Raw genomic sequence first — 15,593 nt, 5'->3', positions numbered from 1 at the left:
ACAGTGACCGAAGTGACCGAAGTTCAGAAGATGGAGAGCGAAACCGTGACGTCGCCCGTGGGCTGGATCGCGTTCCTGCGTGCCCGAGTTGACGAGGAGAAGCGTCTGGCCCACGCAGCTGCCGCCGACGGCTGGTGGGATCCAACCGAGCCTAACGCCCGCCGCTTCGGCATCGAGGCGGACGGCCGGCTCCTGGTCTCCGTCCTCACCGGCCGCGGCGTCCAGGCGGACGACGAGGTCGCCCGGCACATCCTCAGCCACCAGCCCTCCCGAACCCTCGAAGACCTGGACGCGAAGGAACAGCTCCTCGACCACTGCGAGCGCCTTGGCGACTCGATCCCGCCGCAGCTCTTGGCCATCGTTAGGCAGTTCGCCGAGCCGTTCCACGACCACCCCGACCACCCCGTCCGCACCCCGGAGGCGCCATGAGCACGGAGGTAGACGTCGTCTTCGACGCTGAGCTGGTCGAAGGCGACATCGTCGTACGGCCCGCAGCCCCTGAGCAGGGCCCGCGGTACCTGGTCACTCAGCACACGATGCTCGGCCCTGGGGAGCTCCCGCCGCTGGCCGACGAGCTGCCGGCATGGAAGGACGAGGACTTCCGGCTGTCCGACGAGGACAAGGCCGATCTGGCCGAGCCTGACCTGGCCGAGAACACGATCATCAACCGCAACTCCGCGACCGCGGCCTTCGAGGCGTGGTGCGCGGCCCAGGAACCTCCCCGCCTCCCGTGGCCCTGCACGACGGCGACCTACACCGCCTACGGCCTGCACCTGATCCGGCGGGGCAAGGAAGGAGAGTTCAAGCCGTCCAGCGTCGGCCAGTACATGTCCCGGATCTGGAACTGGCAGCCGCTCGACTGGCGGCCGGACCCGAGCCGGTTCAAGGGCCGCCTGCGTGTCTGGCAGAAGGAGTGGACGAAGGCCGGCGGGGAGGTCAGGCGGGCCCCGGCCGTTACGATCGAGTACAACCTGCGGATCATCGCCGCGATCGACGAGTCCACCAACATCGGCAAGCGCGACGCCTTCCTGGCCGCCCTCGCCTACAGCAACCTGCACCGCGAGTCCGAGCTCACCGACCAGCTCAACGGCCGTATCAAAATCCACGACACTGGCCTCTACGTCACCACGGCCACCTCCAAGACGGACCAGACCGGCAAGGGGAGCGGCCGCTTCATCCAGGACCGGGAAGACCTCCAGCTCGTCCGCCGGGCACGCGCGTGGTACGCGGTCCTGCGCGACCTCGGCGCCGACGCACCGAACCTCCCGGTCTTCCGCGCTCTGACCGTCAAGGGCGAGCTGCGCAAGTACCCGGCGGGCCGCAAGCGGGGCGTCCATATGCGGCCCGGGTCCCTGGACGAACGGCTCCAGGAGCTCGCGGAGCGCGCCGGCGTCCCGTACATCGACGGCAAGAAGGTCACCTCGCACGGATGGCGGGCCGGCGCCAACACCGACATGATCGAGGCCGGCGTTCCCCTCCTCGACCGCAACATCGCAGGCCGGTGGGACCCGAAGTCACACACCGCGGACACGCAGTACGACCGCCGGCACGGCCGCGGCACCCGTGACCCGCTCGCGAAGGTGCCGTTGTACGGCGGTCCGGCACACGCCGCGGTCGCGCAGGCACGCCGGTGACGAGCGCGTTGGGTAGGTCAGGGTTATGCGGCGGTCACCGCGACGAGCTCGCGAACGCCACTGACGTGGGGGTGCTTGGCGTAGAGGTCATCAACAATCTGCCGAATTGCGGGCCGGTCACGGACCTCTCCGGGGGCGAGTCGGGCCGCGGAGAGTAGTTCGCCGACTGTCTGATCCGGCTTGGCTCGTTGCCACCAGGCGCGTGCGAGGTCGGTGTGCATACGGCCCTTGCGCTCGATGGTGGGGAACTGGTCGGCGTGCAGGTTCCGGCCGGCTTCGAGAGCGGTGCCCGCGTCGCCGAGTGCCCAGTGGACGCCGACCGCGTAGAGATCGACGGCCGCCGGGGTGATCGGGAAGAGACGTCCGGCCGGAGCGGTGTCGGGAAGGTCGCGTGCCGCGCGGGCGGCTTCGCGGATCATGGCGAGCGCCTGGTCGCGGTCTCCGGCGATGGCGGCCGTGTAGGCGGTGCTGCACAGCATCTGCGCGAAGGCAGCGGCTTGTGCCTCCGTGGCGAGGCCGGTGGCCTCCACGCGGGCTACAGCGGCTTCGATGTGCGCCTGGGCCGCGGCTTCCTGGCCCTGATGGCGGAGCACGGCGGCGAGTTCGCGGGTGGCGGCGGCTGCGGCGAGCGGGGAGCCGGACACGTCGGCGTACAGGGTGGCCCGGTCTGCGGTCAGCCGTGATTGCTTGTACTGGCCGAGCTTGTTCAGGAGCTGGGAGGCGATGGTGTACGCCGAGGACAGGCGTGCGTAGTCGAGGTCTCGGCGCGTCTCGGAGGCGCCCTGGTGGGCGTCGGCGAGCAGGCTCGGCAGGGAGCGCAGGAGCCCGGCATGGGCGGCGGCGTCGAACTGCCCGCGCGCGGCCGCCAGGCGGGCGTCGAGCGTCCGGGCGGGGGCGCCGCTGGGCTCAGGTGTCGCGGCGAGCGCGGATTCCAGCCGAGTCATCAGGCTCAGTGGGACGGCGAACGCCGCTGCGGTGATGAGGGGGCGGCGGCGCATGGGATCCTCCTCGGCCGGGGTCCTGTCAACGACAACTGTAGGCGCTGGTGAGGAACTTAGGCCTAAGGACGTGTTGAGGAGCGGAAGGGGAACGCCGACCAGGTCCGCGGCCTGCTTGAGCAGGGGCAGATCGAGGGACCGGCCTTGTTCCAGTCGCGAGACGGTGGACTGTGAGCAGGCCAGGCGGACGCCGAGGTCGCTCTGACGCCACCCGCGGGCTTCGCGGCCGACGCGGATGAGTGAACCTGCGTGCCGGCGCTCGGCAAACTCCATCACGTGGTGGGAGCTCCAGAGCGGGTCCGTGCTCACGGGCGCCCTCCGTCGATAGGCGCTGGGCCTGCCGCCCCCACACTAGAGCCTGTAACCGGGCGCGCACAGTGCGTATGCAAAATCTGCATGCGCCATGCAGGGCATGGGCATCGTGGCCCGCAAGGCCTGCCGTTGTGGTGTCGTGGTCACCGGCACCACAACGCGGACCGCCTCCCGGGCGACCGCCTGGTACCGAGTCCAGCACCATCGACCGAGGTGAGGGGAGCACGTCATGGCAGACAAGAAGCCCGGCGACAACGGGGGCGGCGGGGGCGGCAGTCACTCCAAGCCGGACGCCCCCCTGTCGGGTGGCAAGCCGCCGCCCGGGAACTCCGACGGCCAGGTCTCCAACCCGGGGTCCGGCTCGGGCAAGCGCAGGAAGTAGTGCAACGACATGCACCTCGATGACCGCCAGCGTGAGCTGGCGGAGGCCATGGAAACCCAGGGCCTGTGGCCGGCGGACTCCCCGTGGGTCCGCCGCGCCATCCTGGACAACGTGCCCCGCCACCAGTTCGCCCCCGACCGCCTGTGGAAGTGGAACGGGCACGACGAGTACGTGCCCGTCGATCGCGGCCGCGACCCGAACGCGTGGGCCGACCTCGTGTACGCGGGCCCCGAGGCCTCGGCCATCATCCAGATCCTCGACGGCCTGCCCAGCTCAAGCCTGTCCTGCGTCGCCGTCGTCGCGGACATGCTCGACTCCCTCATCCTGGAGCCCGGACAGCGGATCCTGGAGGTCGGCACCGGCGCAGGCTGGAACGCCGGACTCCTTGCGGACCGCGTCGGCGCCGGACTGGTCACGAGCGTCGAGGTCGACGCCGACCTCGCGGCGGCCGCCAGCCGGCGCCTGGCCGCGGCCGGACTCGACGTCGCCGTGCACGCTGGGGACGGCAATGCCGGCTGGCCCGCAGGGGCGCCGTACGACGGGGTGATCGCCACGTACGCCGTTGACGAGATCCCATGGACCTGGATCGAGCAGACCAGACCTGGCGGCCGCCTCGTCATCCCCTGGGGCCGTCTCGGGCATGTGGCGCTCACCGTCGCCGACGACGGCAAATCGGCGACGGGCTGGGTACAGGGGCTCGGGATGTTCATGCCGAGCCGCGGAATCGACCAGGGCCTCGAACATCACGCCATCCGTGGCGACGGCCCGCCCGACCGCACAGTCCACGTCGACCGCGGTCTGCGCGCGCTCGCCGACGTGAACCTGCTCTTCGCGCTCAGGGTGTCCCACCCGGACATCCGGGTTGCAACCGAGGAAACGAAGGAAGGCCTCACCGTCCGGCTGCACGACGGCGTCAGCTCCTGGGCCACCGCCGTCATCGATCAGACCGGCACGACGGCGGCGTACGAAGGCGGCCCCCGCCAGCTCCTGGCAGAGGCCGACGCCGGGCGGCGGCACTGGGAGGAGCGTGGCTCTCCGGGGCTGTGGGACTTCGGAATGACCGTCACACCCGAAGGGCAGTGTGTCTGGTCCGGCGCCGCGGATGCCGGACCGTACATGCCCTGACGGCTGTCGGTGCTCTAGGGCAAGCTGGCCGGTGGGGTGTCCTCCTCGATGCGAGCGAGGAGGACACCCAAAGGACCTAGCTGCGGCCGCCGACCTGGCCGGCAAACGCAGCCCAGGCCGCGCCCGAGAAGGTGAGGACAGGTGCCTTGAGGTCATCGCGGCGCTTGGAGTCCCGGACGTGAACGGCGTCCGGCTGCGGGGACGCCTCCAGGCAATTACCGCTGGCGTCGCCGCTGTAGGAGGACTTGAACCACTGTCCGTACGGACGGTTGGTGTCGATGCTGGTCATGCTGCTGTTACCTCTCGTTCTAGTTGTTCCAGGAAGGCGGGGGTCTCGTGGGCGGGAAGGGCGCCCTGGGCGAGGATGTCGAACCGACGTACGAACTGCTTGACCGGCCGCGGCTTCGACAGGCACTTCATGCCCTGGTCCACCGTGCTGCTCGTGACGACAACCGGGTCGGGGAGTTCCTTCCGGTCGAAGTCGAGAACGTGGAACTCTCCGAAGACCCGGTAGGTGGGCGCGGAGAACGGGATGATCCTCACGGTGACGTTGGGCAGTGAGGCGAGACGCCGGATCTCCTCGTACTGCTCCAGCATGATCTCCGGACCGCCGACCATGTTCCGCAGGGCGGACTCGTCCATGATGCAGACGAGTTCCATGCCCTCTTCGGTGATCCGCTTCTTTCGGGTCATCCGGACCTCAACCGAGTTCTCCACGAACTCGATCGTGCGATCATCCGCAATCCGCGCGGATTCGTGGAGCGCGCGGGCGTAGGCCTCGCTCTGCAAGAGTCCGTTTACCACCTGCGTAGTGACCACCTTGGTGATCTTGGATCCGGACTCGAACGCGAGGAAGAGGTTCATGCCGGACGGCATGGTGGCGGACTTCGGCGTCCACCAGTCTCCGCCCTTGGCGTTGCGGTACCAGTCGGCGAGCATCTCCTGGCCCTCGAACGGCACCTTGTACTCATCGAGGAGCTTCATGAACTGGTCTATGCGATCGAATCCGCTGTTCCCGGACTCGACCTTGCTGATCATCGACGCCGACTTGAGCCCGATCGCCTCCGCTGCTTGATCGCCCGTCAACCCGGCTTGGTTACGTAGTCGGGTGAGTTCCGCTCCGAGCATGATCCGTAGGAACGTCGGCCCTACGTGTGCCGCCATGGTGATCCTCCCTCCGATTCGGGCTGCCTGTTCCGATGGTGACAGCCTCTGCCCGCCTCATCGAGGCCCCTGCCTGTCCGCTCGTCACGCCTGCTCGCGCTCGATGGGCCCCTGTCCGTTTCCCGTCATATACCAATTCACATTCCTAGGCAATTGAGTAGGCACAGTCGGTTGCATGTGAACTCCCTTAGGTAGGACCGTAGTCGAGCCGCCCCCGGGCGCCGGCCAACTGCCGCGCATCCGGCTCCGGGCGGCCTCCCCCCGCCGTGCGGGGCCCGGGACTGAGAACACCTGGGTCCCGCACGGACCGCGATGGATGGAGGTAAGTCGTGCACAGCGCTGTTCAGAGGTGGATGGACCGCGACAACGCGGCGTACGCCTGGAACTCCTGGTACTCGGGGGGTGAGGGGCTGAGGGTGGGCGCCGACCCTCACCAGCGGTTGATGTACCTGCGCCAGAAGATGCTGAACGAGGCGACGCACGCGCTGCGCCGCAACGGAAGGACACCCCAGGTCGCGCTGTACGTCTGGTCCTCGGCCCCGGACGCGGAAGAGCACTTCGCCGTTCTGCGAGCCGTGGCCGTTCGGCGGGCGATGCGGGTCGGGGCGGAGTTCACCGACGGCCACGGGCCGAGCGCGGTTGAGCAGCGCACGGGTCTGCTGAAGGCCCTCGACCAGGTGAGGCAGGGGTTCGTGGACGGGATCCTGTGCCCGGACTTCGCGCACATCAGCCCCCACCTGGACGAGTACGAGCAGGTGCTGCGCACGACAGCGCAGCGCCGATGGTTCGTGGCACTGGGGTGCCCCGAGACGACGGCCGGACTGTGAACGGCTTAGCGGACTGGATCTTGAAGGAACGACCGATTGACCGGCATGGCTTCGGGTGGCGCCAGTGGGTGCTCCAGGCACTGATCGTGCTGTGCGTGCTGGCGTTGATGGCCGCCTACGTGGTGGCCGTATGGAGCAACGGAGGGGATCACGATGTTCGAGGCGTACGGCGACAGCCGGCCGCCGAGGCCCGTGGAGGACCGCGGGCCGGAGCAGCAGCACGAGAAGACGCCGGACCTGTGTGCCGGTGCGGGCACCGTGCCGGCAGCCCCGGGGAAGGTCGTTCGGGACCGACTCGTGCACTTCCCTGAGAGCGCCCGATGATGAGCCGCGCCGCCGTGAGCGTCGAGGACTGGGACCGCTACCACCAGGACGGCCGCTCGGCACGCATCATCGGGGACGCCGAGATGCGGAAGTTCTTCGACCACGCCGGCCCCCAGCAGGGCATGCAGGCTCTCGACCTGGGGTGCGGGCGTGGCGCGTGGACGCGCCAGATGGGCCGGTACGGCATCCGGACGGTGGGCTACGACTACAGCCCGGTCGCGCTCGCCTCGGCACGCGCCGGCGGCCCCTACCGCGGGCAGGTCTACTTCCAGCAGTGCGACCTGAACGCCGAGGGCATTCCGGTATCGGTCGAGCCGGGCACGGTGGACATCGTGACGATGCGCATGAGCCTGGAGCATCTGGACCGGCACCGCTTGATGGGCGACGTGAAACGGGTGCTGCGGCCCGGCGGGCTGGTCTACGTCATGACCAAGGTCATGGAGGAAGAGCCCCCGGATCTTCTGGAGCGCGGGCTGAGCCCGGCTCAGTTCGACGAGCTCGCCGACGGCTGGCGCTCGGCCGTCCCGTACCGGGTCGGTGTGCACTCGGTGATGGTGCTGCGCGAACCCGTCGGCTACTGAAGGTCTCCCCCGGTCCGGCCGGACAAGCGGGGGTGAGTGCGCGGGTGGTCAGCCAACCCAGGGCGGGGACGGCCGCCACGCGCACGGTCCCCGCCGGTACTTCCCCCCACCGGCGGGGACCGCCACGGAACGCCGCCCTCTGCCGGTGGGATCAGCATCGGAAGGCCCGGCAGAGGGCGGCCCACAACGCGACGGCCACAAGTCGATATCCCGGCCCTGCCGGGTGATCGAAGGAGGCACAGATGAGCGAGACCCCGGACTACTTCAAGAACCCTCCTCCCCGGCGGTTCGGCGCGCTGGCCTTCCTGGAGGCGCCCGAGGATCGGTTCGCGGTGATCGAGCGCTCCTACTGGACAGAGGTGTCCCGGTGGGGACTGCCCGGCGGCTCCGCAGCCCCGAACGAGCTTCCCCGCCGCGCCCTGGCCAGGCACCTGGCGGAGAAGCTGCACGTGCGTCTGACCGCCGACCGCTTTCTCCTTGTCGACCACGCCCCGGCCGTGCCCGACAAGCACAACGAGGGCGCCAACTTCGTGTACTACAAACGCCTCGCCGAGCTTCCCGAGGACGTGCGGCCGGCCCGCGGATACACGGGCCTGCGCTGGGTCACACCCGAACAGGCCGAGGGTCTGCTCCTGGACCACGAACTGCTGCGCTTCCGCGCCTGCGTACAGGCCGTGCGGTCGAGCGCGTTCGGCGTGGAGCTGCTGCTCGGCAACCCCATGATCTGACGCCGGTCGGCCCGCGAGCAGCCGGGCTGCCGCGCGTACCCCGCTCCCGGTCTGGGCGCGGGACTGCTTCGAATCAGAAATCGAGGACACGGCATGCAGTTCCCCCTCACGGTCATTGACCAGCTCGACGAAGACCAGCTCAGCAAGTGGCACGACTTCTACGGGGTGACCGCGGACCGCCCCCGGTACCAGGAGGAAGGGATCTGGCGGCGTACCCAGCAGGAGGAGACCGCCGACAACTCCGGATGGACGGGAGCTGGTGACGCACGGCGCCGCATCATCCACTACCGGCACCAGTTCGGCCTGGTGGACACCACGGGGGCGCCGGCGCTCGCGATGACGGAGCTGTACGTCTATCACTCGGTGGCGGCGCCGCACGACGAGATCCACGAGGCGTGGGAGCAGAACCACCTGATGCTGGCCGAGGGCGGCTGGAAGGAGATGGGACCGGGCCGCTGGGAGCTGGGAGACCTGCGCGTCCACATGATCCGCATGGAGGAACACCCGGAGGATGTGAGGGCGGGCCGCAAGCTCCCGGCGGGCTACGAGGTCATCGACACGACGTTCACCTCCGTCAACTCGTTCCCGCCGAAGGCGATCCGGCGCCGGCCGTGGGAGGTTCTGACGCACGGTGTCCGCGTCAAGGACACCCCTGGGAAGCCGATTTACGCCGACAACCTGGCGCAGCTCACGGACTTCCTCCCGTTCCAGGTCGAGGTCGGCTGTGGCGTCTCCTACGAGGCAGGGATCCCCCCGCTGCACCGCCTGCACGAGATCTACCGCGTCAACGAGATCGAGGACGAGGAGCTCGGCAAGGGCTTCACGTTCGTTCTCTCCCCCGGCCGGGACCCGTTCCTTGAGGAGCTGCTCCTCAACACGGAGGACAAGGTGCTGGAGCTGTCGGAGATGTACCGGGCCTGCTTCAACGCCGAGGTCACCCCGGCCCTGCACGCCCTCAAGCGCCTGGAGACGGCGGGCCACATGGTCGGCCCGTTCATCACGAACAACTTCGACGCCCTGGGAGCCCGAGCAGGCTTCCGCGAGCAGTTCATGCGGCGCTACGACCAGCGGATTCCTCCGGTCACCCTCCACCCCGAGGCGAAGGCCCTGGTCGTGATCGGGCTGCACGCCGACCGGCGGCAGGTCGCCAGGCGAGCCCGCGAGGCCGGGCTCCAGGTGTTCATCGTCGACCCCGAGGGCTTCCCCCGGCCGGACGGCACCTGGTTCGACTACCCGCTGGAGGGGCCGCAGGACGGTGACGTCGTCGTACGCCAGACGGCCGCCACCGCCATCGGCGAACTGGAGCGTCTGCTGGAGCACGGCACCGACAGCGAGTGAACGGCGGGGCCGGAGAACGGCAGTAGCCTCTGGGCTTGTTCTCCGGCCCCCCGACGGCGGGCCCCCTTCCAGAACGAAAGTCAGGCGTATGCGCATCTCAGTGATCGGCTGCGGGCACCTCGGTATCCCGCACGCCGCGGCGATGGCCGAGCTCGGGCACGAAGTGATCGGTGTCGACACCGACGCCGACAAGATCGCCCGGCTGAACCGCGGCGAATGCCCCATCTACGAGACGGGGCTGCCCGAGCTGCTGGCCCGTCACACGGCCACGGGCCGGCTGCGGTTCACCACCGACATCGCGGAGGCCGCCGAGTTCGCCGAGCTGCACTTCCTGGGAGTGGGAACGCCCATCGACTCCGACGGCCGCAGCTACGACACCGGGCAGGTCTTCGGGGCGGTGCGCCAGCTCGCCCCGCACCTGAAGCAGCCGTGCACCATCGTCGGGAAGTCCACGGTCACGGTGGGCACCACCCGACAGCTGACCGCGCTCGTCCACCGCCTGGCACCCGCCGGCGAAAAGGCCGACGTGGTGTGGAACCCGGAGTTCCTGAGGGAGGGCCACGCCGTTGAGGACAGCCTGCGCCCCGACCGGATCGTTGCCGGCCTGACCACCGCCGAGGCGGAGAAGGCCATCCGTACGGTGTTCGCACCGATCCTCGAAACCGGCGTGCCGCTGTTCATCACCACCCCGGAGACCGCCGAGCTCGCGAAGGGCGCGGCGAACAGCTTCCTCGGCGTCAAGATCAGCTTCATGAACGCCGTGTCGAACATGTGTGACGCCGCGGGCGGCGACGTGTCGCAGATCGTCGAGATCCTCGGCGTCGACGTACGCATCGGAAAGGGCAGCATGTCGCCGGGCCTCGGCTACGGCGGCGGCTGCCTGCCCAAGGACATCCGGGCCTTCACCGCCTCCGCGCAGAAGCTCGGCGCGGCCGACGCCGCCACCTTCCTGCGGGCAGCGGAGGAGATCAACGAGCACCGCACCGACGTGGGCCTGGGCCTGGTGGTGAAGGCTCTCGGCCGCCCGCTGGCCGGGGCCCGCATCACCGTGTGGGGGGCCGCGTTCAAGCCCGGCACCAACGACGTGCGGGAGTCCCCCGCCCTGTCACTGGCGCAGGCCCTCCAGACAGCCGGGGCAGTCGTCACCGTGCACGACCCGCAGGCCGTATCCACGGCGATGCACCGCAACCCGGAGCTGGAGTACACCGACGACCTGGCCGCATCCGTGGACGGCGCCGACGCGGTGGTGCTGGGCACGGAGTGGCCGGAGTACCGGCAGGCCGACCCCGGCCCGCTCGCCGGCCGAACCTCCACACCGCTGATGGTCGACTGCCGCACCACCCTGGACGCCGCCCGCTGGCGGACCGCGGGCTGGACCCTCCACCAGATCGGAAGGCCCGCCCACTAGACCTCCGGGTCACGCACCGCGCGCGGCCCGGCACGATCGAAGGAGACCGACGTGGAAGACCTGCTTACGACCGGCCGGATGTTCCCCATCGTGGACGCCCTTGCCGGGGTCTGCTCCTCGGCGAACATGAAACTGCCGCGCGAGGAGCTGCTGGCCTTGCAGATCGCCAAGCCGGCGGAGGAGGCCGGAGAGGCGTGGCATGCCCTGCAAGGGCTGCTCGGGCTGATGCCGGCCTGCGCGGATGACTGCGCGACGCGCGACGAGCACTCGTGGAACGGCGTCAGCAACGACCTCGTCGGTGCCTCCTTCGCATCGCTGATCGCGCTCAACTACATCGACGCCGAGGGCTGGCAGGCGGCCGTCATCGACGGGTTCCGCCAGCGGCTTGAGGAGATCGGTAGCCCTCTTGCGGAAGACTTCGAAGGGCAGAACCGGATCCTGGACGCTGTCGAGGAGCTGGGCAAGCACTACGCGGCCACCGCCGACGGACCGGGCTACGTGGTCCCGATTCTGGCCCTGGGCAACCTCACCCGGGAGGCTGGCGAGGCGATCCACTCCCTGCACGGCATCAAGGGCCTCCTCACCTGTGACGAGGAGTGCGGGCCCCGCATCCACTCGTGGGAGGGCGTCAAGGACCGGCTTGTCGGCTCCTTCGTGACATCTCTGGTCGGCCTGTATTGCGTGGACCCGGCCGGGTGGCGGAGCACCTTCGAGACGATCGCGTTTCGGCGGAGCCGGCGCGGCCGGGAGGTGCTGGGCGCATAGCTGAGCTGGTGGCCTGGCCAGACACCTCTGCAACGTGGTGCGGGAGGCCACATCAGTTCCAAGGCGGGGCAGCACCAGCTGCCCCGCCTTGGCTCCTGGAAGCTGCGCGGGAACTGACAACGAGACGTTGATGCCATGCGGGGTGTAACGCCTGGCGCTCCCACTCCGTCCATAGGGGCGACCAGGCGTTGACGCTCGGTCAAGCGCTGTTGTACCGCCGCCGGGAGGATTCATCACGTGCCGACCTCTGTTGTCAGCGACCAGCTCAGCTTCGAGACCTTCGCTGACCTCTTCGCCGAACCTCTGGACACCACCCCGCCCCCCACCGCTGAAGAAGAGTCGGAGCAGTCCCTCGCCCACGTCTGGCTCGTCGCCGCCGAGATCAAGGTGGAAGAGCGGGTCGCAAAGCTCGCCGACTTTCGAGGCTCCTTCACCACGGTGGAAGGCACACGGATCGACGCCCTTGAGGTCTACTGCCGCAACTGTCGGCGCCCGTACGAAGACGTGGCGGATATCGACTGCGAGGCGCGGATCGACAACACGCACCTGATCGGCGGCGACCAGACCGTGCGGGCGAAGCGCAAGATTCCGGAGATGCCGTCGAACGCCCGGGTCATCCCCGGAGGAAGGATCCAGCGCCGCGGAATCAGCGCCTACGTCTCCGGCGTATCCCGGCCGGCCCGATGAGCGAGACCCCCAGGCCGCACCCCGAGACGTAAGCCGCGCCGGACCCTACGGTCCGCCGCGTGAATCCTCCAACGCAGTCCCCGCCCCCCGGCCACCGGGCGCCCAAGCGTCGCATCCTCCGCGACCTGCTCGGCCTCTTCCTGGTCAGCACCGGTACGGTCGGCCTGCTCGTGGCCCTGTACAGCGCCGCGCCCCTGGCCGCTCTCGCCCTGGCCGGCCTCGTACTCACCGTCGGCGGCGGTGGCGTTCTCTACATCTCCCCGCCCCTGCACCCTGCGGTGCGCCTCATCGGCGGGTACTGCGCGCTGGCGCTCGGCCTGTGGGTCTTCGTGGGAATCGCCTTCTACCTCACGCCCTGGTCCCTGCTCTTCGCCCTGCTGCTCGCCGCTGGCGTGTTCCTGAGCAGCGAGGAGGCGTGACATGGCCAAGCGTCGCTGGCTTCCCTCCCTCCGCTCGCTGGTCACCTCCGCCCGCCGGGACACCGAGGCCAAGCAGATCACCTGGTCCGGTGGCTACACCTCCACCAGCTACGCGGGCACCTCGAACATCTGGAGCACCGAAGGCCGCGCGGACGGCTGGGACATCGGCCGCGTTGTCACCGAGGGGTACGAGCGGGTCGTCTGGGTTTACAAGGCCATCGACACCATGGGCAAGCACGCCTCCCGGCTGCCCCTGGAAGTCGGCCGCGGCCTGACCGAGGACGGCGAGTTCGAGGAGGTCGTAGAGGACAACCCCCTGCTCCGCGTCCTCAACGGCCGCGCCAACCCGGTCGAGACCGGCCCCCAGTTCCGCAAACGGCTCTCCGCGCAGATCCTGCTGTCCAAGCGGGGCGCCTTCGTGGAGGTCACCCGCTCCAACCGAGGCACCATCACCCGGCTCGACCTGCTCCCCCCGGACCGCGTCATCCCCGTGCCGGACCCGCGCGGTGAGTACATCGCCCACTTCGAGTTCACCACCCTCCACGGGGAGGTCCGCGAGCTCGACCCCGAACGTGTCCGGTGGATCCGCGACCCGCACCCGACCGATCCGTTCTCCGGCACCACCCCGCTGGAGGCCGCAGGCATCAGCATCGAGCTGGATCACCTCTCCCGCCTGTACAACGTGGCGTTCATCAAGAACGACGCCCGCCCCGGCGGCATCGTCGCCGTTGACACCTCCTCCCTCAGCGACAAGGAGATGGACCGGCTGGAGGCCCGGTTCCTGCCAGGGTCCGAGTTCGCCGGCCACGTATCCGTCGTCGGCTCCGGGCCCGGCGGCATGAACTACGTCGACCTGGCCGCCCGCCCGCGCGAGATGGCCTACGAAGCCGCCGCGCAGAACGCCAAGATCGAGATCCTGGGCGCGTTCGGCGTCCCCGAATCCGTCACCGGCAACGCGTCCGGCCGGACCTTCGACAACGCCGAACAGGAGGAGTACGGCTTCTGGATTCACACCGAGTTGCCACACCTCAAGCTGATCTCCGATGCGTTCGCCAGCGACCTCGGGGGCCTCGACCTGTCCATCCGCTTCGACACCAGCACGGTCGAGGCGCTGGAACTGCCCCGCCGCAAGCGCCGCGCCGAAGCCCGCGAAGAGTGGAACGCCGGCCTGATCACCGTCGACGAGTACCGCAGACGAGCCGGTCTGCCGGTCTTCGACAACGCCCACACCCGCGCGCTGTGGATTTCCCCGCAGAAGGCACCCGTCCCCGCCCGGCCCGAGGACGCCGCTGCCCTGGGGATCGCGGGCCCCGGCGCCCCGGGCGGTCCCGGCCAGCTGCCGCCCGGCCAGGCACCCGCCGACCCGAACGCCGCGCTGCCGCCGGCGGCCGACACCTCCGGCGATGCCGCGGCCGCCGTCGCACAGGCCCGAGCCGACGCCGACCGGACGGCCGGACCGGGCGTCGCCGCCGCAGCGGTGGATACCGCTCGCGCCAGCAGCACCCTCAACGAGGGTCCCGCGGCGGCCACCGCAGCTGTCGCCGCTGCCCGCCAGGCCGAAGTGCAACCGCCGGGAGAAGCCGCGGCCGCCGTCGCGCAGGCTCTCGGCATCCAGGCAAAGGCCCTGCCGGGGGAGGCCGCCGAAGCCCCGTCCTTCGAAGTCACCGATACCGACTTCGACCGAGGCAACGCGGCCGTGGCCGCCGCACTGGCACCGCTCTTCGACCGCCAGGAGGGCGTCATCATCGCGCGCCTGCGCTCCCCCAAGGCCCGCAAGGGCACGCCGTTCTGGAAGGACGACGGCCCCAGCGACACCCGCGGTGGCACGGCAGCGCTCGACATCGACCGTATTGTCGGCACGGATCGGTGGCTGGAAGAGATCGACAGCACCCTGGCCCGGGTCCTGGCCGGAGTCGCACGTACGACCGCCGAGCGCACCGCTGTTGCGTTTGGCGCCGCCGAGCCACCGGCCCTGGCGTCTGGGGCCATCGTCGCTCTGGTGCTCGACGCCGTAGCAGCAGCAGAGCAGACGGCCCGCGGCTTCCTCGATGCTCTGAGCACCCTGCTCGCGCAGGGGCAGGCTGCCGCAGACGATGTGGACGATCTCGTCGCACTCGTCCGGACGACCTTCACCGACCTGGGGCCGCGGGCCGCCGCCACCATCGCCGAAACCGCGGCCGTCGCCACCGTCAACGGCGCAGCCGACTCCACCGCTGGGGCACTCGGCCCGGACATCGTCCGCACCTGGGTCACCCGGCGCGACGACCGGGTTCGTGCCGCACACGCCGCTGCGGACGGCATCACCCTGCCCGTCGGCACCCCATTCCACGTGGACGGCTACCCCATGAGGTTCCCCGCCGACCAGCTGGCCCCCCTCCACCTGACCATCAACTGCCGGTGCCGCCTGCGCTATCGCCTCGACGCCCGCCCATGATCCACCGCCCGCCAGCGCCACGACCAGCAAGGAGCCCCTCGTGAGAGGCGTAGCCCGTTTCCTCCGTTCCCACATGAGCGCGGTTCTCTGGACCGCGTGGGCGGCGTTCTTCGTCGTCTACGAGGCGATCACCCTGCTCAACCGGCGTGACGACGACACCCTCAGCGAGAACACCCGCCGGCTGTTCCGCATCCGTACCTCGAAGGCCGGAAGGGCCATCTTCACGGTGGCCCTGGCGGGCGGTTCCGTGTGGTTCCTCCTGCACATCCTCACCGAGACCATGTAGGAGTCGGCGTGTCACCGCACCGCGCCCCGTGGGCTGTGGCAGGGTGAGTTGTACGACCGAGGCACCACTGCGGACAAGGCGCCCGTACAGCGGTTCAACCTGAGCACCACCATCTCTGCGCTCCCGAGCGCAGCACCACTACGGAACCGCGTAGATCCGAATCGTCAGTCGCCGGACTGAC

17 protein-coding genes are annotated in these 15,593 nt (G+C 69.7%); 14 read left to right on the top strand and 3 right to left on the bottom strand.

The window, feature by feature from the left end; genetic code table 11:
• Positions 1-12: 12 nt before the first annotated feature.
• Both ACZ7IF_RS27025 and ACZ7IF_RS27020 read left to right on the top strand, forming a co-directional pair.
• A complete protein-coding gene (locus tag ACZ7IF_RS27025) occupies positions 13-429 on the top strand; it encodes a DUF6221 family protein (RefSeq protein WP_470976220.1) in 417 nt (138 codons plus the stop codon).
• Entirely contained in the window at positions 426-1,634 is a 1,209-nt protein-coding gene (locus ACZ7IF_RS27020) for a site-specific integrase (protein ID WP_470976218.1), read from the top strand. Before ACZ7IF_RS27025 ends, ACZ7IF_RS27020 begins: the two co-directional genes overlap by 4 nt.
• A gap of 23 nt (positions 1,635-1,657) precedes the next feature.
• Here ACZ7IF_RS27020 and ACZ7IF_RS27015 read toward each other — a convergent pair whose 3' ends face one another.
• Positions 1,658-2,905, bottom strand: coding sequence for a helix-turn-helix domain-containing protein (locus ACZ7IF_RS27015; protein ID WP_470976312.1), 1,248 nt, complete (start codon positions 2,903-2,905; stop codon positions 1,658-1,660).
• Between the two features lie 268 nt (positions 2,906-3,173).
• Here ACZ7IF_RS27015 and ACZ7IF_RS27010 point away from each other — a divergent pair, with 268 nt between their 5' ends.
• Together ACZ7IF_RS27010 and ACZ7IF_RS27005 are read left to right on the top strand one after the other, a co-directional pair.
• A complete protein-coding gene (locus ACZ7IF_RS27010) occupies positions 3,174-3,326 on the top strand; it encodes a hypothetical protein (RefSeq protein ID WP_399922449.1) in 153 nt (50 codons plus the stop codon).
• A gap of 9 nt (positions 3,327-3,335) precedes the next feature.
• Positions 3,336-4,451: a methyltransferase domain-containing protein gene (locus tag ACZ7IF_RS27005; protein WP_470976215.1), complete on the top strand. Its 1,116-nt coding sequence runs from the start codon at positions 3,336-3,338 to the stop codon at positions 4,449-4,451.
• Between the two features lie 76 nt (positions 4,452-4,527).
• Here ACZ7IF_RS27005 and ACZ7IF_RS27000 read toward each other — a convergent pair whose 3' ends face one another.
• Both ACZ7IF_RS27000 and ACZ7IF_RS26995 read right to left on the bottom strand, forming a co-directional pair.
• Positions 4,528-4,740 carry a DUF397 domain-containing protein gene (locus tag ACZ7IF_RS27000; protein WP_470976212.1) on the bottom strand — a complete coding sequence of 71 codons (213 nt, stop codon included), beginning with the start codon at positions 4,738-4,740 and terminating at the stop codon, positions 4,528-4,530.
• Positions 4,737-5,579 carry a helix-turn-helix domain-containing protein gene (locus ACZ7IF_RS26995; protein ID WP_470976309.1) on the bottom strand — a complete coding sequence of 281 codons (843 nt, stop codon included), beginning with the start codon at positions 5,577-5,579 and terminating at the stop codon, positions 4,737-4,739. The genes ACZ7IF_RS27000 and ACZ7IF_RS26995 overlap by 4 nt, the downstream gene beginning before the upstream one ends.
• Before the next feature lie 365 nt (positions 5,580-5,944).
• On the opposite strand from ACZ7IF_RS26995, the gene ACZ7IF_RS26990 reads away from it, so the two are divergent.
• The 10 genes from ACZ7IF_RS26990 to ACZ7IF_RS26945 all read left to right on the top strand — a co-directional run bounded on the left by ACZ7IF_RS26990 (position 5,945) and on the right by ACZ7IF_RS26945 (position 15,412).
• On the top strand, positions 5,945-6,442 hold the full coding sequence (locus tag ACZ7IF_RS26990; protein WP_470976210.1) for a hypothetical protein: 498 nt from the start codon (positions 5,945-5,947) through the stop codon (positions 6,440-6,442).
• A 338-nt stretch (positions 6,443-6,780) separates the two neighbouring features.
• Positions 6,781-7,347, top strand: coding sequence for a class I SAM-dependent methyltransferase (locus ACZ7IF_RS26985; protein WP_470976208.1), 567 nt, complete (start codon positions 6,781-6,783; stop codon positions 7,345-7,347).
• A gap of 242 nt (positions 7,348-7,589) precedes the next feature.
• Positions 7,590-8,075 (top strand): NUDIX domain-containing protein, encoded by a 486-nt coding sequence (locus tag ACZ7IF_RS26980; protein ID WP_470976205.1) that lies wholly within the window; start codon positions 7,590-7,592, stop codon positions 8,073-8,075.
• A 93-nt stretch (positions 8,076-8,168) separates the two neighbouring features.
• Positions 8,169-9,413 (top strand): hypothetical protein, encoded by a 1,245-nt coding sequence (locus ACZ7IF_RS26975; protein ID WP_470976202.1) that lies wholly within the window; start codon positions 8,169-8,171, stop codon positions 9,411-9,413.
• Positions 9,414-9,501: 88 nt separating this feature from the next.
• Complete coding sequence (locus tag ACZ7IF_RS26970) at positions 9,502-10,821, top strand: UDP-glucose dehydrogenase family protein (protein WP_470976199.1); 1,320 nt, start codon at positions 9,502-9,504, stop codon at positions 10,819-10,821.
• 51 nt (positions 10,822-10,872) lie between these two features.
• Complete coding sequence (locus tag ACZ7IF_RS26965) at positions 10,873-11,586, top strand: nucleoside triphosphate pyrophosphohydrolase family protein (RefSeq protein WP_470976196.1); 714 nt, start codon at positions 10,873-10,875, stop codon at positions 11,584-11,586.
• A gap of 237 nt (positions 11,587-11,823) precedes the next feature.
• Positions 11,824-12,273 (top strand): hypothetical protein, encoded by a 450-nt coding sequence (locus ACZ7IF_RS26960; protein ID WP_470976193.1) that lies wholly within the window; start codon positions 11,824-11,826, stop codon positions 12,271-12,273.
• A gap of 59 nt (positions 12,274-12,332) precedes the next feature.
• Positions 12,333-12,692, top strand: a complete 360-nt coding sequence (locus ACZ7IF_RS26955; protein WP_470976190.1) for a hypothetical protein — start codon at positions 12,333-12,335, stop codon at positions 12,690-12,692.
• Position 12,693: 1 nt separating this feature from the next.
• Positions 12,694-15,126 (top strand): phage portal protein, encoded by a 2,433-nt coding sequence (locus ACZ7IF_RS26950; protein ID WP_470976187.1) that lies wholly within the window; start codon positions 12,694-12,696, stop codon positions 15,124-15,126.
• Positions 15,127-15,199: 73 nt separating this feature from the next.
• Positions 15,200-15,412 (top strand): hypothetical protein, encoded by a 213-nt coding sequence (locus ACZ7IF_RS26945; RefSeq protein WP_470976184.1) that lies wholly within the window; start codon positions 15,200-15,202, stop codon positions 15,410-15,412.
• Positions 15,413-15,593: the final 181 nt, after the last annotated feature.

Source organism: Streptomyces sp. NPDC037421 (assembly GCF_055602105.1).
This window is presented reverse-complemented; position numbering and strand designations above follow the sequence as displayed.